We start from the raw sequence: 21,847 nt of genomic DNA, 5'->3' as shown, positions 1-21,847 counted from the left end.
TCAAGACAATACGCTATAATGAAGTGTTGAAAGGAAATAGAAAATGAGAGAAGAACGATTTCCATTGGTGTCAGATGATGAGGTCATGCTGACTGAGATGCCGGTTATGGACCTCTATGATGAATCTGACTTTATCAGTAATATCAAGGGAGAATACCGTGATAAGAATTATCTGGAGTGGGCCCCTATTACTGAAGAAAAACCAGCAAAACCGATTGAAAAGCCAGTAGAGAAACCTAAGAAGGCTGGCTTAGGAGTAAAAAAAGAAGGAAAGAGCTATGCGGAGGTGGCGCGTGAAGAAGCGCGTGCGGATTTGAAAAAGAAACGCTCAGCAAGTTATCTGACTAAGGATATTACTCCTACAAGACGCCATTCTCAGCCAAGTCTGGTTAGACAGGGCAATCAACCTACCGCGCCTTTCCAAAAGGAAAATCCTGGTGAATTTGTTAAATATAGTCAAAAATTGACCCAGTCTCATTACATCTTGGCGGAAGAAGTTAGCAATATTTCGACTCAAGCTGAGCCAAAAGAAACTTCAGGACCAAAGAAAAACAACTATGATTTTCTGAAGAAGAGCCAAATCTACAATAAAAAGAATCAACAAAAAGAACAAGAACGTCAGGTTGCCCAAGAGTTGAATCTGACAAGAATTACGGAATAGGGGAGAAAACATGTCAAAGACATATCATTTTATCGGAATTAAGGGATCAGGGATGAGTGCCTTGGCCTTGATGTTGCACCAAATGGGTCATAAGGTACAGGGATCAGATGTTGAAAAGTACTACTTTACTCAACGTGGTCTTGAGCAGGCAGGAATTACCATTCTTCCTTTTGATGAAAAGAATCTAGACGGTGATATGGAAATTATCGCTGGAAATGCCTTCCGTCCAGATAACAACGTCGAAATTTCCTATGCAGACCAAAATGGCATCAGTTACAAACGTTACCATGAGTTCCTAGGTAGCTTTATGCGTGACTTTGTTAGCATGGGGGTAGCAGGAGCACATGGAAAAACTTCAACGACAGGTATGTTGTCTCACGTCTTGTCTCACATCACAGACACCAGTTTCTTGATTGGGGATGGGACAGGTCGTGGTTCAGCCAATGCTAAATATTTTGTCTTTGAATCTGACGAATATGAGCGTCACTTCATGCCTTATCACCCAGAATACTCTATTATTACTAATATCGACTTTGACCATCCAGACTATTTCACAAGTCTAGAGGATGTTTTCAATGCCTTTAACGACTATGCTAAACAAATTACCAAAGGTTTGTTTATCTACGGTGAAGATGCTGAATTGCGTAAGATTACGTCTGATGCACCGATTTATTATTATGGTTTTGAAGCAGAAGGTAATGACTTTGTCGCTAGAGATCTTCTTCGTTCAACAACTGGTTCAACCTTCACAGTTCATTTCCGTGGTCAAGAATTAGGTCAATTCCACATTCCAACCTTTGGTCGTCACAATATCATGAATGCGACAGCCGTTATTGGTCTTCTTTACACAGCAGGATTTGATTTGAACTTGGTGCGTGAACACTTGAAAACATTTGCTGGTGTTAAGCGTCGTTTCACTGAGAAAATTGTCAATGACACAGTTATTATCGATGACTTTGCCCACCATCCAACAGAAATTATTGCGACCTTGGATGCGGCTCGTCAGAAATACCCAAGCAAGGAAATTGTTGCAGTCTTCCAACCGCATACTTTTACAAGAACCATTGCCTTGTTGGATGACTTTGCCCACGCTTTGAACCAAGCGGATGCAGTTTACCTAGCGCAAATTTATGGATCTGCTCGTGAAGTAGATCATGGTGATGTTAAAGTGGAAGACCTAGCCAATAAAATCAATAAGAAACACCAAGTGATTACTGTTGAAAATGTTTCTCCACTCCTTGATCATGACAATGCTGTCTATGTCTTTATGGGAGCAGGAGATATCCAAACATATGAGTATTCATTCGAGCGTCTCTTGTCTGACTTGACAAGCAATGTTCAATAGGAAGTTTTCATGGAAATTCCAATTAAGATCATTCAGGCAAGTAAGTCTGATTTGACTGAGATAGAGGCACTTCAGACCTCATCTTGTCCAGCTGAAAATCAGCAACCTTCCCATATTTTAGAAGAAAGTATCCGTAAGTGTGCGGATACCTTTCTTCTAGCTAGGGATGAAAATCAGCTTCTAGGCTATGTTCTAGGTGGTCCTTACCCACACAATCCGCAATGTCTAGAAATACATTCTTTAGTCATTGATACTGACCATCAGAGACAGGGCTTGGGCACGCTTCTTCTTGCGGCTTTGAAAGATGTGGCAGTTGAGCTGGATTACAAAGCTATTCGTTTGAAGAGTCCTGATGAGCTTCTTTCCTATTTTGAAATGAACGGTTTTATTGATGAAGAAGAGACAGATTCGCTTTATGCAGCTAGTCAAGGTTTTAGTATGATTTGGTTTAATCTCTTTTATCTGGAGGCGCAATGAAAATTAGGAAAGCAAGATTAGAAGATTTGGATCGTATCGTTGAGATTGAACTAGAAAATTTCTCGGTTGAAGAAGCCATTCCTCGCTCTGTTTTTGAGGCGCATTTGCGAGAAATTCAGACCTCGTTTCTGGTTGCAGAAAAAGAGGGCAGAATCATGGGGTATATAGAAGGGCCAGTTGGACCATACCGCCATCTGCAAGATCAGTCTTTTACAGAAGAGATAGAAGATTATAGTCATGAGCCTGGTGGCTATATCTCTGTAACCTGTCTTTCTATTGCCAAAGAAGCACAGGGCCTTGGACTTGGTCAAAAATTACTAACAACCTTGAAAGAACTGGCTCTTGAACACGAAAGAGAAGGCATTAATCTAACCTGTCATGACTATCTCATCGCCTACTACGAAAAGCATGGATTTGTCAATGAAGGTCTGTCTCAGTCAACCTTTGCAGGGGAAACTTGGTATGATATGGTCTGGGAAGCTAATACTCTTCGAAAATCAAATTCAAACCATGTCAGCGTCGCCTTACCGTATATATGTGACTGACTTCGTCAGTCTTATCTACAACCTCAAAACAGTGTTTTGAGCAACCTGCGGCTAGCTTTCTAGTTTGCTCTTTGATTTTCATTGAGTATAAAAAATAAGCCAGAAAAGCATGCTAGGTTGCTTTTCTTTCGTTTTTAAGATATAATATTATGGACTGTCAACAAGGAGGTAAATCTTTTGAGTGAAAATCCAAAAGAAGAAAAATTAAGCTTTAAAGAGCAGATTTTACGTGATTTAGAGAGAGTAAAAAAACAAGATAGAAGTGAGCAAGAAAACGAGATTACAAGTTTTGAAACTCCTTCGTCTCCAGAAGATTCAGTAGTTCCGTCAACTCAGGACCACGAACCTTCAGCAGAAGAGTTGATGGCTAATTCTCTCTCTGTTGTGGATCAAATATTAAAGAACGCTCCTAGTGTTCCGTCACGTTCAAATGATATTTCGGATGAAATTGCAGCAAATGAAGAAGTTGCAGAATCTAAAATTGAAGCGGCTGCTGAGCCTGTAGTTGCACCTGTAGAACCTATTTTTGAGCCAGTTCAACCGAAAGTGGAACCTGTAAAGCTTAACGAAGACAAAGAATTTAACGAGATTCCAACAAAGGTTGCGGTGTCGTATAAGACAAGTAAACAACCGGAAGAAGTTAGTACTCTTGCACAGGATAATGAGCTATCTGAGTCAGCTGAATTAACAGACAGCCTAGCTAGTGCTCCGAGACGTAGTCGTCGCGAAGCTACAAAATCAACTGCTAAGAAGAAGTCAAAAGGGAAAGGATGTCTTGTTGGCTTCTTGTTATTCTTGGTAGTTGTGTCTCTTGGTGGTTATTTTGGCTATGTCTATATTCAAGATTCATTTAAACCTATTGATGCGAATTCTAAGGAATATGTTACTGTTCAAATTCCAGAAGGTTCCAATGTCCAAGAAATTGGGAATGCTTTGGAAAAATCTGGTTTGGTCAAACATGGAATTATCTTCAGCTTGTATGCTAAGTACAAAAATTACTCTGATTTCAAATCAGGATACTATAATTTGATGAAGAGTATGAGTACGGATGATTTGATTAAAGAATTGCAAAAAGGTGGTACACCTGAACCTCAGGCCCCATCTCTTGCGAACTTGACAATTCCAGAAGGTTATACGATTGATCAAATCGCACAAGCAGTGGGACAACTTGAAGGTAATTTTAAAGAAGCTCTTACGGCAGATGCCTTCTTGACAAAAGTTCAAGATGAAACCTTTATTGCTCAAGAGGTAGCTAAGTATCCAAACTTGCTTGGAAGTTTGCCAACAAAAGAGTCTGGTGTTCGTTATCGTTTGGAGGGATATCTTTTCCCAGCAACCTACTCTATCAAGGAAAGCACAACTATTGAAAGTTTGATTGATGAGATGTTGTCTGCTATGGATAAGGCCTTATCAAACCATTATAGTGCGATTAAAGAAAAGAATTTGACGGTTAATGAACTATTGACGATTGCATCCCTTGTAGAAAAAGAGGGTGCTCAGACAGAAGATCGCAAAAAAATTGCTGGTGTCTTCTACAATCGTTTGAACCTTGGTATGCCACTTCAAAGCAATATTGCGATTCTATATGCTCAAGGAAAACTTGGTCAGAAAATTAGTTTAGCAGATGATGCTGGAATTGATACAAATATTGATTCACCTTTTAACGTCTATACTCGTCTAGGTCTTATGCCTGGGCCAGTTGATAGTCCAAGTCTTGATGCTATTGAAGCAAGTGTTAACCAAACAAAGAGTGAATACTTGTACTTTGTAGCCAATGTTGAAGATGGAAAAGTTTACTTTGCAACAACCAAAGATGAACATGATAAAAATGTTGCACAGCATATCAACAGCAAATTATCCCAATCAAGCAGTGCAAACTAAAATTATGTGGTTCGCCACATAATTTTGCTTTAAAAGTTAAATAAGAAAGTTGAGAAAAATGGCAGAAAAAACATATCCTATGACCCTTGCGGAAAAGGAAAAACTTGAAAAAGAATTAGAAGAATTGAAATTGGTCCGCCGACCAGAAGTGGTAGAACGCATTAAGATTGCCCGTTCATACGGTGACCTTTCTGAAAACAGTGAATATGAAGCAGCTAAGGATGAACAAGCCTTTGTCGAAGGACAAATCTCTAGCTTGGAAACAAAAATTCGCTATGCTGAAATCGTCAATAGTGACTCAGTTGCCCAAGACGAAGTAGCGATTGGCAAAACAGTTACTATCCAAGAAATTGGTGAGGACGAAGAAGAAGTTTATATTATTGTAGGTTCAGCAGGTGCAGATGCCTTTGCGGGTAAAGTTTCAAATGAAAGCCCAATTGGACAAGCCTTGATTGGCAAGAAAACAGGTGATACAGCAACCATTGAGACACCTGTTGGTAGCTATGATGTGAAAATCTTAAAGGTTGAAAAAACAGCCTAAAAGCAGAAAAAAGGAGTGGGGAGGCAGTGCGCTTCACTCACTCCTTTTTCCATTTTAAATTGAATTGGAGACGATATGAGTTCAAAGAAGAAAAAAAATAAGATGGAGCGTGGTCTGACCAATCGTCATGTGCAGGTTATGGCCATCGCTGGAACAATCGGAACAGGACTCTTTTTGGGAGCAGGTCGCTCTATTAGCCTAACAGGTCCTTCCATTGTACTGATTTATATGATTACAGGGGCCTTCATGTTCCTCATGATGCGTGCGGTTGGAGAAATGCTCTACCAAGACCCTGAGCAACATACCTTTATCAACTTTATCACGCGCCATTTAGGTAAGGGCTGGGGGTATTTCTCAGTTTGGTCTTACTGGTTATCCGTTGTCTTTATCGGTATGGCGGAAATCACTGCTATCTCTCACTATGTTCAGTTCTGGTTCCCTAGCTGGCCAAGTTGGATGATTGAGATTGGATTTTTAACTATTCTAGCCTTGGTCAATCTGATTGCGGTGAAGCTCTTTGGGGAAGTTGAGTTTTGGTTTGCTATGGTCAAGATTGTGGCTATTTTAGCTATGATTACCACAGGAGTCTTTATGGTCTTGACAGGCTTTAAGACACCACATGGAGTAGCAAGTTTGGCTAATATCGCCGATAATTTCTCCCTCTTCCCAAATGGTGGAGTTAACTTTGTCATGGCCTTCCAGATGGTTTTCTTTGCCTACCTCATGATTGAGTTTATCGGGGTAACGACTTCAGAAACAAAAAATCCACGTCAGGTCTTGCCAAAAGCCGTTAAGGAAATTCCTTTGCGTATCGCCTTTTTCTATGGAGGTGCCCTCTTAGCCATCATGGCTATCATTCCTTGGCGTGAACTTGCATCGGCTGATTCTCCCTTTGTTACGGTGTTTGAATTGGCAGGTATCAAGTGGGCAGCGGCCTTGATTAACTTCGTCGTTTTGACGTCAGCAGCATCTGCTCTTAACTCAACCCTTTATTCAACAGGTCGTCACTTGTATCAGATTGCTCATGATTCGCCAAATCGCTTCCTAAAGGCTATTAAAGCAGATACTCTTTCTCGCCATAATGTGCCACAAAATGCCATCATCGCTTCAGCAGTTTTGATTGCCCTAGCAGCCTTTATTAACATATTGCCAGGTGTTTCTGATGCCTTTGCCTTGATTACGGCATCATCATCAGGTGTCTATATCGCTATTTATATCTTGATTATGGTTGCTCACCTCAAGTATCGCAAGTCACCAGACTTTATGGCGGATGGCTATCTTATGCCCCATTATCGTTTCCTAAATCCGTTAACCATGCTCTTCTTTGCTTTTGTCTTTGTAACCCTCTTTTTACAAGAGTCTACATTTGTCGGAGCAATCGGTTCAGCTATCTGGATTATCGGTTTCGGTATTTATAGCCAGTGGAAATTTAGAAAATAGATTAAGGACTCATCAACTCAGGTTGGTGGGTTTTTGATAGTTTGACAGTCTATTGAAATAAGACTATAATCAAGCTGTAACAGTGTTTAAGGAGGTTTAGATGTACTTTAGATTGGAAAATAAGGAATCCCATAAATCACAAGAAATAGGGAATCTGATTCGTGCTTATAACCGTTCAAAAAGAGAAGAGGCTGAAAGTGAGCCACTTAATCTTTATGTCGAAGATGAAAAGGGCAATCTCCTGGCAGGTTTGATAGCAGAGACTTTTGGAAATTGGTTGGAAATCGAATATTTGTTTGTAAAAGAGGAACTGAGAGGGCAAGGAATCGGTTCAAAACTATTGCAGCAAGCAGAAACTGAAGCTGAGAATCGAAACTGTCGTTTTGCTTTTGTCAATACCTACCAGTTTCAAGCTCCTGATTTTTATAAAATGCATGGCTACAAGGAAATCTTTACCTTACAAGACTATCCCTACATTGGGCAAAGGTATTATTACCAAAAGAATCTGTAAGGTGAATATGAAGTGATAGGCTCGTACATGAGTATGGAGGTGGACTGATGGATATGAATAACTATCAATAATTAGCAGTTATAATCTAGAAATTGTGTCTTTCTAGCTGATATTGAGGACAATACAATCGCAGCTGAGACATTAGATGTGAAATCCTACGATGCTGTAGATGTTTTGAAAAAAATCGAATAAGCAGAAACTCTCTATCATTTAGGTGGTAGAGGTTTTTTGTTAATAGAAACCTATTTAATTTTCCTTAACAGATTAATTATATTATTTCTTTACGTTCAAAAAATTCTATGCTATACTTAGGGTGCATAATAGAAAAATATTAGTTGGGGGCTAAATTGTTGAAGTCGAATTTAGTAGATAAAATAAAAGAAAAAGAAATTGATTACTGGGACTTTAAAAATGTAACTGCTTCAGGCATGCATAAAATTAGTGCTTATCCAGCTACGATGGTTCCTGATATGCAATATGAATTAATTAAACTAATTAAAAGTGAAGATTCATCTATTACAAATATTCTTGATCCTTTTCATGGTTCTGGAACAACACTAGTAGAGGGTGAAAAGAATAACCTTTTTCCGATTGGCATAGATATTAACCCTTTAGCTAATCTTATTACAAAAGTTAAGCTGCAAGGTGTTAACAAAATATATATATATATAGCAAATAATAGAATTGAGAAATTTTTAAAAAGCAATAGTTTTGAATTTGATAAACACTATTTTTATAATATAGAAAAATGGTATCGAAAAGATTTTATAATAACGTTTAGTAAAATTCGTAGTGCTATTCAGAGAGAAAAATACAGATACGTAAGACAGTATTATTGGGTGTGTTTAATTAATATTTTAAAAAAATACAGTAATACAAGAAGTTCAACATTTAAATTGCATATAAAAGAGCAAAGCGCTATTGAAAAGATGGAAAACCACATCGTTGAAGATTTTATAAAGAGCATTAACGAATACTCTCAATATTTACCTGATTATAACAGAAGTAAAAAAATTGATTTAAAAATAGGAAAATCGGAAGATATTTTATTTGGAATGAAGAGCGATTCTGTCGATTTGATTGTTACTTCTCCTCCGTATGGAGATAATTCAACTACTGTAACATATGGACAGTACTCTATGCTACCGATATATTGGATTGATAGGAAGGATTTGGAGGTTTTTTCTGAAAATTTAATAGATAATTATTCAAGTATTGATTCAAATAGTTTAGGTGGATCTGGCAAAAGAAATAAACAAAAGCATCAGTCACACTATTTATCTGAGTATCTTGAAAGTATATCTCAAGATAAGCGAAAAAAAGTGGAAAATTTTGTAATAGACTATTTGGAAGTGATGATGCAAATGGGACGTGTTCTAAAAAAGGATAAGAGAATAGTTTTAACTTTAGGTGATCGACGTGTTGATAATAAAGTAGTGCCATTATCAAGTATTACGCAGGAATTTTTTGAAAATATTGGTTTTGAGTTGGAAGCTTCTATTACACGTAATATACCTATAAAGAGAATGCCAAGACGGGTTTCTAAAGTAAAAGATAAATCAGTGGAATCAATGAATCAAGAATATGTTTTGATATTAAGAAAAATAAAGGAGATTTAGATGCCTAATAAAGTTGAACAAATACCTATTACTGTAGCAGGTAATATATTGAGTGAATTATCAGAAAAAATTCCAAATAATATTATTGCTCTAAATGAGTTAATAAAAAATGCGTACGATGCTTGTTCTCCTAGTGTCGATATTACATTGGATTCGGAATCTAGACTACTTACAATTCGAGACTACGGAATTGGTATGGATACGGAGGGAATTAAAAAATTATTCCACATATCAAGTAGTGATAAGCAATATGGAGAAATTATTTCTTATAAGGATACTAAACGCTTAACTCAGGGGTCAAAAGGTTTGGGATTTTTATCTGTTTTTAGATTTGGGAAAAAAGTATATTGGAAAACAGCTCAAAATACTCAGATCTCAGAGTTTACTGTAGATTTTGATTCTTTGGTTACTGAATATAATATAACTGATAAGCGTTTAGATGTTACTCTTTCAAGTTCAGGAGATTTTATAGGTACTTTAATCCAAATTGAAATCAATGATTATAATGTCAATACTTTAAAAGGGTATCTTAGTGAAGAAGTTAATCGAAATAAAATTTTAAATTCTTTTATTGATGATAAAATATCTGACGGAAAAATTTCTGCCGATAAGAACTTTATTATAAAACTTAATATAGATGGAGAGATTAACTCAACCGATTATGAAATTCAATTACAGACACAAAATAAGCCTCGGCAGTTATTTGAAATAAATTATTCTTCGTCTGATCAAAATCTAGTCTTTAGGAAAGATGGTAAGGATATCTTTTCTGAGGAATTTAGTTTTAATTCAGATAGGTATTCTCTTGATATTAATTTAGCTGCCTATTATTTCGTTTCAAATGGAAAAAGTAAGATTAACTCTTTATTCTATAATCCTACTAATAATAACTTGACTCCTTTAATTTATATCAATAATAATTTATTTAACAACTATATGTTGTTTGATACTGAATTAATGATTACTAAAAAATATAGTGAAGTATTAAAGCAATTAATTGGTTATATTTCGATTAAATCTAGTGATTCATCAATACAGTTTAATTCTGATCGGACTCAATTTTCTCAGAGTGAGTTAACTGATGAGATTGCTCATTTCATTGAAAAATTAAATGAAGAAATTCAGAGAATTGGTGCTTCGTTGAAAAATGAATTAAGAGATTTTTCTGAGAAAACTGAGAAAACATTTATTCAAAATAGGATAGCTGAAGAAGAGACTTCTGATCTCAGAAATCTTAAAAAATATATTAGACCAAATTTTAAATTAAAAGATTTTATAATTTTTGAAAAACAAAGAGACAAATTAAAATGTACTCTTTTTGATAAGGAAATTCTATTAGATATTATTCCAAAGACAAAAGAAACAATAAATTTGGGAATAGTTGAATCATGGATTGATATAGATGATCTAGACAAGAAGATTCCTAATTTAAAGGAATTAATTCAAGTTGCTACAGATATTTATTTTAACGAAGAAAAAGTGAGAGAATTTAATGAAACACAAGAAGGTGAATGGTTGATTAAGAAAGAGACAGATTCCACAATAACTTCTCTAAAGATAATTTTGAAAAAGCCAGTCCAGCCTAAAATAGAAGTGCACAAAATTGATTTATTACGCGATGTTGATTACAAATTAGAAACTATTTTTACTTTATATAATAGTTTAGGAATTCCATGGAAGAGAATAGAACCGAATATAACAACAAATGGGAATCATACAATCAGATATGATGGAAGAAAAGGAGAAATAAGGTTTGGTAGAAATGGAGAGCAAACTATAACTGTAAGTGTAAAGGATAAAGATACTAAACTAGAATATGAAAGTGATTTTACTTTTAGGATAAAATCGTCTGAGGAGTACGAAATAAAACCTGAACAATTAAAACAGTCCTTGATTAGATTGCCAATCACCGAAACTCCAAATTTTTCTTCAGATATCAAAGTTTTAATAAATGAAATTAACGAGTTATTTAAGACTGATTACAGTATTATTCCTGTAATTTCTTATAGAACTCTTATTGAACTGACTGTTAATGATATATTAAATAACATTGAAGAAGAAAAGAAAACAGATTTATCAAAGAACTATAATAAAGTTATTTCAATGGCAGAAGATATCATCAAGGATTCACACCTTGATGATAAAGATAAGCAGATACTATTAAGCATATATAAATATATTCAGTCTCAAAGTGAAGTTAATGCTTTTATTGCATTTTTAAACTTATCTGTACATAATGGATCTAGGATAATTACAAAAGAAGATTTAAAAACAAAAACACAAGAAATACAATTACTCCTTGTATTATTGCACTTAACCTCTCAATGATGTTTAATATTTTTTCTAAAACACTCTCTATTTTTTGTGATAGAGAGTTTTTTTGTTAATAAAATTTTACAAAATGACATTTATATATTGCATTAAGTTAGATATATGATATAATGTTGTTGAAAAGAGGCGCAACTTTTTAAAACTATAAGGAGGACGAAGGTGGTTAAAAATTTAAAATTAAAATTAGCTCGGGTTGAGCTTGATTTAACACAAGGTCAACTGGCAGAGGCTGTTGGTGTGACACGCCAGACTATTGGTTTGATAGAGGCTGGAAAATACAATCCCAGTCTCTCGCTCTGCCAGTCCATTTGCAGATGTTTAGGGAAAACCCTAGACCAATTATTTTGGGAGGAAGAAGATGGTAAATAAATTTATTCATTATCAATTACTTGACGAAAGAGAAGAACAACTAATCAATAAAGCTGGGGCAGAGTCTTTTTCACTCTTTATTGGGCTTGTACTTCTAAGCTATTTGGTGGCTGTATTGGCTCCATCTCTTTTTAATCCGAATTTTCTAGTCTATACTCTGATAGTAGGGATTTTCTTCTTTTTCAATCGTGCCCGTTATCTGGGAGTGACCTACTATAGTCGTTTTCATTTTACGATTTTGGGTTGTTTTTTCCTAACCTTGGCTATTACGGCTCTTTTGATGTTACAGAATTATCAATTCAACATAGAAATTTATCAGCACAATCCTTTGAACGTTAAATACCTATCTGCTTGGGCAATTACTTATGTCATTTACCTTCCCTGGGTCTTTATTGGCAATCTTGGTCTTAAGAGCTATGGAGAATGGGCTCAGAAAAAGTTTGAACAAGATATGGATGAACTGGAGAGTGGAGAATAGCTTGTTACTCTTTTCTCAATCCAGCTAAAATGTGTTATAATAGTACTAATTTATCGGACGGTGTGAAAGTGGTAGAATACGTTCATACCTTTGTAAAGTAGGAAGTAGGAAAAGTATGTATCCAGATGATAGTTTGACATTGCACACGGACTTGTACCAGATTAACATGATGCAGGTTTACTTTGACCAAGGAATTCACAATAAAAAGGCGGTCTTTGAGGTTTATTTCCGCCAACAGCCTTTTAAGAATGGCTATGCGGTTTTTGCTGGTTTGGAAAGAATTGTGAATTATCTTGAAGATTTACGTTTTTCAGACAGTGATATTGCCTATTTGGAGTCGCTTGGTTATCATGGGGCATTCTTGGACTATCTCCGCAATTTCAAGTTGGAGTTGACCGTTCGTTCTGCCCAAGAAGGGGACATGGTTTTTGCTAATGAACCGATTGTACAGGTGGAAGGCCCTCTAGCCCAATGTCAATTGGTCGAAACGGCTCTTTTGAACATCGTCAACTACCAGACATTAGTGGCGACTAAGGCAGCTCGTATTCGCTCGGTTATTGAAGATGAACCCTTGATGGAGTTTGGGACACGTCGGGCGCAAGAAATGGATGCGGCTATCTGGGGAACACGCGCAGCGGTGATTGGTGGTGCCAATGGAACCAGCAACGTGCGTGCTGGTAAGCTCTTTGACATTCCTGTCTTGGGGACCCATGCCCATGCTTTGGTACAGGTTTATGGTAACGACTATGAGGCCTTCAAGGCTTACGCTGCGACCCACAAAAATTGTGTCTTTCTTGTGGATACTTATGACACCCTTCGTATTGGTGTGCCAGCTGCCATTCAGGTGGCGCGTGAGTTGGGCGACCAGATTAACTTTATGGGTGTGCGAATTGACTCTGGGGATATTGCCTACATTTCTAAGAAAGTCCGTCAGCAACTGGACGAGGCTGGATTTACAGAGGCTAAGATTTATGCTTCAAATGATTTGGACGAAAATACCATTCTCAACCTCAAGATGCAAAAGGCCAAGATTGATGTCTGGGGTGTGGGAACCAAGCTGATTACAGCCTATGATCAGCCAGCTCTTGGGGCAGTTTATAAGATTGTTGCAATTGAAGATGAAAATGGGAACATGCGCAATACGATTAAGCTGTCAAATAATGCTGAAAAAGTGTCTACACCAGGTAAGAAGCAGGTGTGGCGCATTACCAGTCGTGAAAAAGGCAAGTCAGAAGGCGACTACATCACTTATGACGGTGTGGATGTGAGCGACATGACAGAAATCAAGATGTTCCATCCGACCTATACCTACATCAAGAAGACCGTTCGTAATTTTGATGCCGTTCCTCTCTTGGTGGATATCTTCAAAGACGGAAAATTGATTTACAACCTGCCTAGCCTGACTGAGATTCAGGATTATGCTCGTAAGGAATTTGACAAGCTTTGGGATGAGTACAAGCGTGTGCTCAATCCGCAGCATTATCCAGTGGATTTGGCGCGTGATGTATGGCAAGATAAGATGGACTTGATTGACAAGATGCGCAAGGAAGCCCTTGGCGAAGGAGAAGAAGAATGAGTTTGCAAGAGACTATTATCCAGCAACTAGGGGTTAAGCCAGTGATTGACGCTCAGGAAGAAGTCCGTCGTTCCATTGATTTCTTAAAAAGATATCTGAAAAAACATCCCTTCCTAAAAACCTTTTTACTAGGGATTTCTGGGGGTCAGGACTCAACGTTGGCAGGTCGTTTGGCTCAACTGGCCATGGAAGAACTGCGAGCTGAAACGGGCGATGATAGCTACAAATTTATCGCTGTCCGCCTGCCTTATGGAGTACAAGCCGATGAAGCAGATGCTCAAAAAGCCCTAGCCTTCATCCAGCCAGATGTCAGCTTGGTTGTGAATATCAAGGAATCAGCTGATGCCATGACAGCTGCAGTTGAAGCGACAGGTAGTCCTGTCTCAGACTTCAACAAGGGCAATATCAAGGCTCGTTGCCGTATGATTGCTCAGTATGCCCTTGCTGGTTCCCATAGCGGAGCGGTCATTGGAACAGACCACGCTGCGGAAAATATCACAGGCTTTTTTACCAAGTTTGGTGACGGTGGTGCGGATATTCTCCCTCTTTACCGTCTTAATAAACGCCAAGGAAAACAACTCTTGAAGGAACTTGGTGCAGACCCAGCCCTTTATGAAAAAATTCCAACAGCAGACCTAGAAGAAGACAAACCAGGCCTAGCTGACGAAGTAGCCCTCGGTGTCACTTATGAAGAGATTGACGACTACCTAGAAGGCAAAACAATCAGCCCAGAAGCTCAAACAAGAATCGAAAACTGGTGGCACAAAGGCCAACATAAACGCCACCTACCAATCACCGTATTTGATGATTTTTGGGAGTGAAAACCTCCAGTGGAGGTTTTCAGCCTCTCACTTATTACCTGGAAATTCAAAAGCAAAGTAAATTGAAATTGAAATTGAAGTTGAAGTTGAAGTTGAAGTTGGGCAGAGAATCATCTATCAGAAAGCGAGGTAGCGTCATAAAAGCAATCGGTACGCAAATATTACAGACAGATCGTTTAATCTTGCGAAGATTTGTGGAAAGTGATGCAGAAGCCATGTTTCAGAATTGGGCTTCATCCGCTGAGAATCTGACCTATGTCACTTGGGATCCCCATTCTGATGTCGAGGTGACTCGAAATTCGATTCGTAACTGGGTTGCCTCCTATACTAATCCCAACTATTACAAATGGGCTATTTGCCTCAAAGAAGACCCGAAACAAGTGATTGGAGATATCAGCATCGTTACAATAGATGAGAACGATTCTTCTTGTGAAATTGGCTATGTACTAGGCAAGGTTTACTGGGGACATGAGATTATGACAGAAGCCTTGAAAGCTGTCTTGGACTTCTGTTTTACTCAAGCAGGTTTTCAAAAGGTCAGAGCTCGTTACGCCAGTCTCAACCCAGCTTCAGGCCGTGTGATGGAGAAGGCTGGAATGTCCTATCTAAAAACTATTGCCAATGGTGTGGAGAGAAAAGACTACGTTTCGAACCTTATTTATTACCAGATAAGCAGAGAAGAGTAGTGAATTTTCTTTTCTGTATCTATCAAAGTCAGACCTTGTCTGGCTTTTTTTGTGCCAGATTTCTGAATAAACTGATTAAATTCCTATTTTTCCCTATCATTGTCCCTTTTTTTTCTTAGAGTTGGGAATTATAATAGACTTATCAAAAGAAAGAAGGGTGAAAAGATATGGATAATGTAATCTTTTTTATCAGTGTTTTTCTTGCTGGAATTCTTTCCTTCTTTTCTCCTTGTATCTTACCCTTGTTACCGGTCTATGCAGGGGTCTTGTTGGATGATAAAGATGGTGCTCAGGTTTCTAGCGGAAAAATTTCAATCTCAATTGTCAGTTTAGTGCGAACTCTGGCCTTTATAGCGGGGATTTCTTTTATCTTTATCTTACTGGGCTATGGAGCTGGTTTTTTAGGCAATTTGCTGTATGCTTCTTGGTTTCAGTATGTGACAGGTGCAGTTATCATTCTCTTGGGCTTACACCAGATGGAAGTTTTACATTTGCAGGGACTCTACAAGGAAAAAAGGCTACAATTAAAGAGACAGGGTCAAAACGCTAACGGCTATAGTCAGGCATTTTTACTGGGGTTGACCTTTAGTTTTGCTTGGACGCCATGTGTAGGGCCGGTTCTGGGGTCTGTTTTGGCTTTAGCGGCTTCAGGTGGTTCAGGAGCTTGGCAGGGAGCTGGTCTCATGTTAATCTACACGCTAGGTTTGGCGCTACCATTTTTGGTTTTAGCTCTAGCCTCCAGCTATGTTTTGAAACATTTCCGAAAACTTCATCCCTATCTCGGAATACTCAAAAAAGTGGGTGGTTTCCTCATTATCGTGATGGGAATCTTGGTGCTTTTGGGAAATGCTTCCATTTTGACTACATTATTTGAATAGAGAGGAAGAAGAAATGAAAAAATGGCAAACATGTGTTCTTGGAGCAGGTTCGCTCCTTTGTTTGACGGCTTGTTCAGGCAAGTACATGACCAGTGAACACCAAATGAAAGATGAGATGAAGATGGAGCAGACAGCTAGTAAAACAAGCACGGCTAAAGGGAAAGAGGTGGCTGATTTTGAACTGACGGGAGTAGATGGCAAGACCTACCGCTTATCTGATTATAAGGGTAAGAAAGTCTATCTCAAATTCTGGGCGTCTTGGTGTTCTATCTGTTTGGCCAGTCTTCCAGATACGGATGAAATCGCTAAGGATGCTGGTGATGACTATGTAGTTTTGACAGTGGTCTCTCCTGGACACAAAGGTGAACAAGCTGAAGCAGAATTTAAGAACTGGTACAAGGGCTTGGATTATAAAAATATTCCAGTTCTAATTGACTCATCAGGAAAACTTTTGGAAAGTTATGGTGTCCGTTCTTACCCAACTCAAGCCTTTATAGACAAGGAAGGCAAGCTGGTCAAAACGAAACCAGGTTTTATGGATAAGGATATGATTTTAAAGACATTGAAAGAAATGGGGTAGAGAAAGGTCATGAATGGTAAAGTAAAATTGTTTGTCTTGGCAGGGATTTTTTTCCTAGCCATAACCGGTTTCTATTTTCTATTGATGCGAAATGCAGGGCGGGCAGATAGCTCGCAAATTGAGAAAGCGTCAGTCAGCCAAGGAGGAAAAACAGTGAAAAAAACAGAAGTGAGTAAAGATGCAGATTTGCACGAAATTTATCTAGCTGGGGGATGTTTCTGGGGAGTTGAGGAGTATTTTTCTCGAGTTCCCGGGGTGACGGATGCCGTTTCAGGCTATGCAAATGGTAGAGGGGAAACAACCAAGTACGAATTGATTAACCAAACAGGTCATGCGGAGACTGTCCATGTCACTTATGATGCCAAGCAAATTTCTCTCAAGGAAATCCTGCTTCATTACTTCCGCATTATCAATCCAACTAGCAAAAATAAACAAGGGAATGATGTGGGAACCCAGTACCGTACTGGTGTTTATTACACAGATGACAAGGATTTAGAGGTGATTAACCAAGTCTTTGATGAGGTGGCTAAGAAATACGATCAACCTCTAGCAGTTGAAAAGGAAACCTTGAAGAATTTTGTAGTGGCAGAGGATTACCACCAAGACTATCTCAAGAAAAATCCAAATGGCTACTGTCATATCAATGTCAATCAGGCGGCCTACCCCGTCATCGATGCCAGCAAATATCCCAAACCAAGTGATGAGGAATTGAAAAAGACCTTGTCATCTGAGGAGTATGCAGTTACCCAGAAAAATCAAACAGAACGAGCTTTTTCAAACCGCTACTGGGATAAATTTGAACCTGGTATTTATGTGGATGTAGCAACTGGCGAACCCCTCTTTTCATCAAAGGATAAGTTCGAGTCTGGTTGTGGTTGGCCTAGTTTCACCCAACCCATTAGTCCAGATGTTGCTACTTACAAAGAAGATAAGTCTTACAATATGACACGCATGGAAGTGCGGAGCCGAGTTGGAGATTCTCACCTTGGCCATGTCTTTACGGATGGACCACAGGACAAGGGTGGCTTGCGCTACTGTATTAATAGTCTCTCTATCCGCTTTATTCCCAAAAACCAAATGGAAGAAAAAGGCTACGCTTATTTACTAGATTATGTTGATTAAAAGGGCTTTCCTAAGCAGTTAGAGGAGAATTTTGCTATACTGATACTAGTAAATGACAAAGGAGAGAAGCATGACCTATACAATCTTAATCGTAGAAGATGAATATCTGGTAAGACAAGGCTTGACCAAGCTGGTCAATGTAGCAGCCTACGATATGGAAATCATCGGTCAGGCTGAAAATGGAAGGCAGGCTTGGGAATTGATACAAAAGCAGGTGCCGGATATCATTTTAACCGATATCAACATGCCTCAGCTAAATGGTATCCAGTTGGCCAGTCTGGTACGAGAAATCTATCCTCAGGTGCATTTGGTATTTTTAACGGGCTACGATGATTTTGATTATGCCTTGTCTGCTGTCAAACTCGGTGTGGACGATTACCTGCTCAAGCCCTTTTCTCGTCAGGATATTGAGGAAATGTTGGGGAAAATCAAGCAAAAGTTGGATAAGGAAGAGAAAGAAGAGCAGTTACAAGATTTATTGACCGATAAGTTTGAGGGAAATATGGCCCAGAAAATCCAGTCCCATCTGGCTGATAGCCAGTTTAGTTTAAAGTCTTTGGCCAGTGACTTGGGCTTTAGTCCGACTTATCTGAGTTCTTTGATTAAGAAAGAGTTGGGACTACCTTTTCAGGATTACCTGGTGAGAGAACGTGTCAAACAAGCCAAGCTCTTGCTTTTAACTACAGATCTGAAGATTTATGAGATCGCAGAGAAAGTTGGTTTTGAAGATATGAACTACTTTACTCAACGTTTTAAACAGATTGCAGGTGTGACACCTCGTCAGTTTAAGAAGGGAGAAGGCCGATGAAGCGTTCTTCTCTCCTAGTCAGAATGGTTATTTCCATCTTTCTGGTCTTTCTCATTCTCCTAGCTCTGGTCGGGACTTTCTACTATCAATCTAGTTCTTCAGCCATTGAGACTACCATTGAAGGCAATAGCCAAACGACTATCAGTCAAACTAGCCACTTTATCCAGTCTTATATCAAAAAATTAGAAACCACCTCGACTAGTTTGACCCAGCAGACGGATGTCCTAGCCTATGCTGAGAATCCCAGTCAAGACAAGGTCAAGGGAATCCGAAATCTGTTTTTGACCATCTTAAAGTCAGACCAGGACTTGAAAACTGTTGTGCTGGTGACTAAATCCGGTCAGGTCATTTCTACAGATGATAGTGTGCAGATGAAAACTTCCTCTGATATGATGGCTGAGGATTGGTACCAAAAGGCTATTCATCAGGGAGCTAAGCCTGTTTTAACACCAGCTCGTAAATCGGACAGTCAGTGGGTTATTTCTGTTACTCAGGAACTTGTTGATGCAAAGGGAGCCAATTTGGGTGTGCTTCGTTTGGATATTTCATATGAAACTCTGGAAGCCTATCTCAACCAACTCCAATTGGGTCAGCAGGGCTTTGCCTTTATTATCAATGAAAACCATGAATTTGTTTATCATCCTCAACACACAGTTTATAGTTCGTCTAGCGAAATGGAGGCTATGAAACCCTACATTGAGACAGGGCAGGGCTATACTCCAGATCACAAATCCTACGTCAGCCAGGAAAGGATTGCTGGAACTGATTGGACGGTGCTTGGTGTGTCTTCGTTGGAGAAGTTAGATCAGGTTCGGAGTCAACTCATGTGGACCTTGCTTGGAGCCAGTGTCACATCTCTTCTTGCCTGTCTCTGCTTGGTGTGGCTTAGTCTTAAACGCTGGATTGCTCCGCTGAATGATTTGAGAGAAACCATGCTGGAGATTGCTTCTGGTAATCAGAATCTTCGTGCCAAGGAAACTGGTGCCCATGAACTGCGAGAAGTGACTCGCCAGTTTAATGCTATGTTGGATCAGATTGATCAGCTGATGGCAGCTATTCGCAGGCAGGAAGAAACAACCCGTCAGTATGAACTTCAAGCCTTGTCGAGCCAGATTAATCCGCATTTCCTTTATAATACCTTGGACACCATCATTTGGATGGCTGAATTTCAGGATAGTCAGCGAGTGGTTCAGGTGACCAAGTCCCTAGCGACCTATTTCCGCTTGGCGCTCAATCAAGGCAAGGATTTGATTTGCCTGTCTGACGAAATCAATCATGTCCGCCAGTATCTCTTTATCCAGAAACAACGCTATGGCGATAAGCTGGAATACGAAATTAATGAAAATCCTGCCTTTGATAAGCTAGTTTTGCCCAAGCTGGTGTTACAACCTCTTGTAGAGAATGCCCTTTACCATGGCATTAAGGAGAAGGAAGGTCAGGGACATATTAAAGTTTCTGTTCAGAAGAAGGAGACAGGACTAGTCATCCGCATTGAGGATGATGGGGTTGGTTTCCAAGATGCTGGCGATAGTAGTCAAAGTCAACTCAAACGTGGGGGGGTTGGTCTTCAAAATGTTGATCAACGGCTCAAACTTCATTTTGGAGAAGATTACCAAATGAAGATCGATTCTATTCCCTCAAAAGGAACGACAGTTGAAATATACATAAATAGAATAGAAACTAGCTAACTCCCAGTTCATTCTGGGAGTTTTATGCGTAATTAGGCAAGCTTTCTAGGTTGTCTATCTTGCTAAAAAGTAGAAAAAACGATATGATAGATAATGACAAAAGAGGTATCAAGTATGAAGGAAAAAGACATTCAAAGAGAAACAAGCCAGATTGTAAAAGATGTATTAGAAAAGGCCAATTTGAAGCAAGGATCTATCTTTGTTTTGGGCCTTTCTTCTAGTGAGGTGATAGGTGGTCAGATTGGCAAGGAATCTAGCCAAGAAATTGGGGAAATCATTGTGAAGACCATCCTAGATATCTTAGAGGAAAAAGGAATTCATCTAGCTGTTCAAGGTTGTGAACATGTCAATCGGGCCCTCGTCGTTGAACGTCAGGTGGCAGAGCAGTTTGGTCTGGAAATTGTCAGTGTCCTTCCTACCCTTCATGCAGGAGGTTCAGGTCAGTTGGCAGCCTTCAAGTTTATGCAAGATCCAGTTGAGGTTGAATTTATCAAGGCTCATGCTGGATTGGATATCGGGGACACTGCAATTGGCATGCATGTCAAGCATGTTCAGGTTCCGATTCGCCCTCTTTTGAGAGAAATTGGGCATGCCCATGTAACGGCTCTTGCTAGCCGTCCAAAATTAATTGGAGGTGCGCGTGCGCATTATCCACAAGATTCTATCAGAAAGTCGTGAGAATGAAAAAAACAAAACAACAACTAGAAAAAATCACCAAATATTCGATTCGTAAGCTAACTGTTGGGGTAGGTCCTGTAGCCATTGGGGCCTTCCTTTTTGGAGCCAGTACCCTTTCAGTAGATAAGGTGCACGCCAATGAAGTCGGTGGTGCTCATAGTGTTCATTACCGTTATTTGGCGGAGCAGGAATTGACCGAGTCTGAAAAAGCTCTGATTCATCATGAGGTTCCAACAGAGTTTCAAGATGAAGATATTATTTATGTAGTTTATCGCAAGAAGGCGACTACCAGTCAACAACTTCCTTACACAGGAAGTAAGGAAGTTGCTCTAGCAGGTCTTGGCTTGGCAACAGCCTCGCTAGCGGTTCTATTAGTTTCAAAGAAACACCGCAGTAAAGTACTAGGGGTTCTCTTAATCAGTTCTATTGGAGTCAGCAATTTTGTACCTTTTACTGCCTTTGCATTTGAAAATAAAGAGTTGCTTTCTTATAACCAAACTATTTCAGCCTCTACACAAGAAGGCCTGGCTAAAGGAGTTATTCATATTGAAGGATATGAGTATGTTGGTTACTTTAAAGAATCAAAATCGACTATCAACACAAGCAGTAAAAAAGGCGAATCTTTAGTTCAAGAATCGCAAGCAGCATATACTGGAAAGATTGAGGCTAAAGGTACTCAAGAAACTGGTAAAGAGGGCGAGTCTTTAGTTCAAGAACCGCAAGCAGCATATACTGGCAAGGTTGAGGCTAAAGGCACTCAAGAGACTGGTAAAGAGGGCGAATCCTTAGTTCAAGAACCGCAAGCAGCATAT

The 21,847-nt window shown here is 39.0% G+C and carries 22 protein-coding genes; all 22 read left to right on the top strand.

Annotated features, from left to right (window positions below; genetic code table 11):
- Positions 1 to 43 precede the first annotated feature (43 nt).
- Positions 44 to 661: a cystathionine gamma-synthase gene (locus tag MK482_RS08705; RefSeq protein ID WP_268718513.1), complete on the top strand. Its 618-nt coding sequence runs from the start codon at positions 44 to 46 to the stop codon at positions 659 to 661.
- Positions 662 to 671: 10 nt separating this feature from the next.
- Complete coding sequence (murC, locus tag MK482_RS08700) at positions 672 to 2,006, top strand: UDP-N-acetylmuramate--L-alanine ligase (protein WP_268718512.1); 1,335 nt, start codon at positions 672 to 674, stop codon at positions 2,004 to 2,006.
- A 9-nt stretch (positions 2,007 to 2,015) separates the two neighbouring features.
- The gene (locus MK482_RS08695; RefSeq protein WP_268718511.1) at positions 2,016 to 2,483 is read left to right on the top strand and encodes a GNAT family N-acetyltransferase; all 468 of its coding nucleotides are present in this window, start codon (positions 2,016 to 2,018) and stop codon (positions 2,481 to 2,483) included.
- A complete protein-coding gene (locus MK482_RS08690) occupies positions 2,480 to 3,028 on the top strand; it encodes a GNAT family N-acetyltransferase (protein WP_268718510.1) in 549 nt (182 codons plus the stop codon). Before MK482_RS08695 ends, MK482_RS08690 begins: the two co-directional genes overlap by 4 nt.
- 177 nt (positions 3,029 to 3,205) lie before the next feature.
- Positions 3,206 to 4,909 (top strand): endolytic transglycosylase MltG, encoded by a 1,704-nt coding sequence (gene mltG / locus MK482_RS08685; RefSeq protein ID WP_268718509.1) that lies wholly within the window; start codon positions 3,206 to 3,208, stop codon positions 4,907 to 4,909.
- 58 nt (positions 4,910 to 4,967) lie between these two features.
- Complete coding sequence (gene greA / locus MK482_RS08680; protein ID WP_000818750.1) at positions 4,968 to 5,450, top strand: transcription elongation factor GreA; 483 nt, start codon at positions 4,968 to 4,970, stop codon at positions 5,448 to 5,450.
- 75 nt (positions 5,451 to 5,525) lie between these two features.
- Entirely contained in the window at positions 5,526 to 6,890 is a 1,365-nt protein-coding gene (locus MK482_RS08675; protein WP_261087882.1) for an amino acid permease, read from the top strand.
- A gap of 100 nt (positions 6,891 to 6,990) precedes the next feature.
- Complete coding sequence (locus MK482_RS08670; RefSeq protein ID WP_268718508.1) at positions 6,991 to 7,401, top strand: GNAT family N-acetyltransferase; 411 nt, start codon at positions 6,991 to 6,993, stop codon at positions 7,399 to 7,401.
- A 335-nt stretch (positions 7,402 to 7,736) separates the two neighbouring features.
- Positions 7,737 to 9,020: a DNA methyltransferase gene (locus MK482_RS08665; RefSeq protein ID WP_268718507.1), complete on the top strand. Its 1,284-nt coding sequence runs from the start codon at positions 7,737 to 7,739 to the stop codon at positions 9,018 to 9,020.
- The gene (locus MK482_RS08660; RefSeq protein ID WP_268718506.1) at positions 9,021 to 11,348 is read left to right on the top strand and encodes an ATP-binding protein; all 2,328 of its coding nucleotides are present in this window, start codon (positions 9,021 to 9,023) and stop codon (positions 11,346 to 11,348) included.
- 162 nt (positions 11,349 to 11,510) lie between these two features.
- Positions 11,511 to 11,720: a helix-turn-helix transcriptional regulator gene (locus MK482_RS08655; RefSeq protein WP_261069987.1), complete on the top strand. Its 210-nt coding sequence runs from the start codon at positions 11,511 to 11,513 to the stop codon at positions 11,718 to 11,720.
- A complete protein-coding gene (locus tag MK482_RS08650) occupies positions 11,710 to 12,198 on the top strand; it encodes a DUF6773 family protein (RefSeq protein WP_000247408.1) in 489 nt (162 codons plus the stop codon). The genes MK482_RS08655 and MK482_RS08650 overlap by 11 nt, the downstream gene beginning before the upstream one ends.
- A gap of 115 nt (positions 12,199 to 12,313) precedes the next feature.
- On the top strand, positions 12,314 to 13,774 hold the full coding sequence (locus MK482_RS08645) for a nicotinate phosphoribosyltransferase (protein WP_268718505.1): 1,461 nt from the start codon (positions 12,314 to 12,316) through the stop codon (positions 13,772 to 13,774).
- A complete protein-coding gene (nadE, locus tag MK482_RS08640; protein ID WP_268718504.1) occupies positions 13,771 to 14,595 on the top strand; it encodes an ammonia-dependent NAD(+) synthetase in 825 nt (274 codons plus the stop codon). Before MK482_RS08645 ends, nadE begins: the two co-directional genes overlap by 4 nt.
- A gap of 137 nt (positions 14,596 to 14,732) precedes the next feature.
- Positions 14,733 to 15,281, top strand: a complete 549-nt coding sequence (locus MK482_RS08635) for a GNAT family N-acetyltransferase (protein ID WP_268718527.1) — start codon at positions 14,733 to 14,735, stop codon at positions 15,279 to 15,281.
- A gap of 167 nt (positions 15,282 to 15,448) precedes the next feature.
- A complete protein-coding gene (gene ccdA2 / locus MK482_RS08630) occupies positions 15,449 to 16,159 on the top strand; it encodes a thiol-disulfide oxidoreductase-associated membrane protein CcdA2 (protein WP_268718503.1) in 711 nt (236 codons plus the stop codon).
- Positions 16,160 to 16,172: 13 nt separating this feature from the next.
- Positions 16,173 to 16,739: a redoxin family protein gene (locus tag MK482_RS08625; RefSeq protein WP_268718502.1), complete on the top strand. Its 567-nt coding sequence runs from the start codon at positions 16,173 to 16,175 to the stop codon at positions 16,737 to 16,739.
- Between the two features lie 9 nt (positions 16,740 to 16,748).
- Complete coding sequence (gene msrB / locus MK482_RS08620) at positions 16,749 to 17,861, top strand: peptide-methionine (R)-S-oxide reductase MsrB (protein WP_268718501.1); 1,113 nt, start codon at positions 16,749 to 16,751, stop codon at positions 17,859 to 17,861.
- 70 nt (positions 17,862 to 17,931) lie between these two features.
- Positions 17,932 to 18,669 carry a response regulator transcription factor gene (locus MK482_RS08615; protein WP_268718500.1) on the top strand — a complete coding sequence of 246 codons (738 nt, stop codon included), beginning with the start codon at positions 17,932 to 17,934 and terminating at the stop codon, positions 18,667 to 18,669.
- On the top strand, positions 18,666 to 20,357 hold the full coding sequence (locus MK482_RS08610; RefSeq protein WP_268718499.1) for a cache domain-containing sensor histidine kinase: 1,692 nt from the start codon (positions 18,666 to 18,668) through the stop codon (positions 20,355 to 20,357). Before MK482_RS08615 ends, MK482_RS08610 begins: the two co-directional genes overlap by 4 nt.
- Positions 20,358 to 20,471: 114 nt before the next feature.
- Positions 20,472 to 21,035, top strand: a complete 564-nt coding sequence (locus MK482_RS08605; RefSeq protein WP_000659517.1) for a TIGR01440 family protein — start codon at positions 20,472 to 20,474, stop codon at positions 21,033 to 21,035.
- A gap of 2 nt (positions 21,036 to 21,037) precedes the next feature.
- Positions 21,038 to 21,847: YSIRK-type signal peptide-containing protein (locus MK482_RS08600; protein ID WP_268718498.1), on the top strand; the 810-nt coding region annotated here is incomplete at its 3' end.

It is taken from the genome of Streptococcus mitis, assembly GCF_026782865.1.
GTDB lineage: Bacteria > Bacillota > Bacilli > Lactobacillales > Streptococcaceae > Streptococcus > Streptococcus mitis_CG.
Note: the sequence above shows the minus strand (reverse complement) of the source record. Positions and strands in the feature narration are given on the sequence as shown.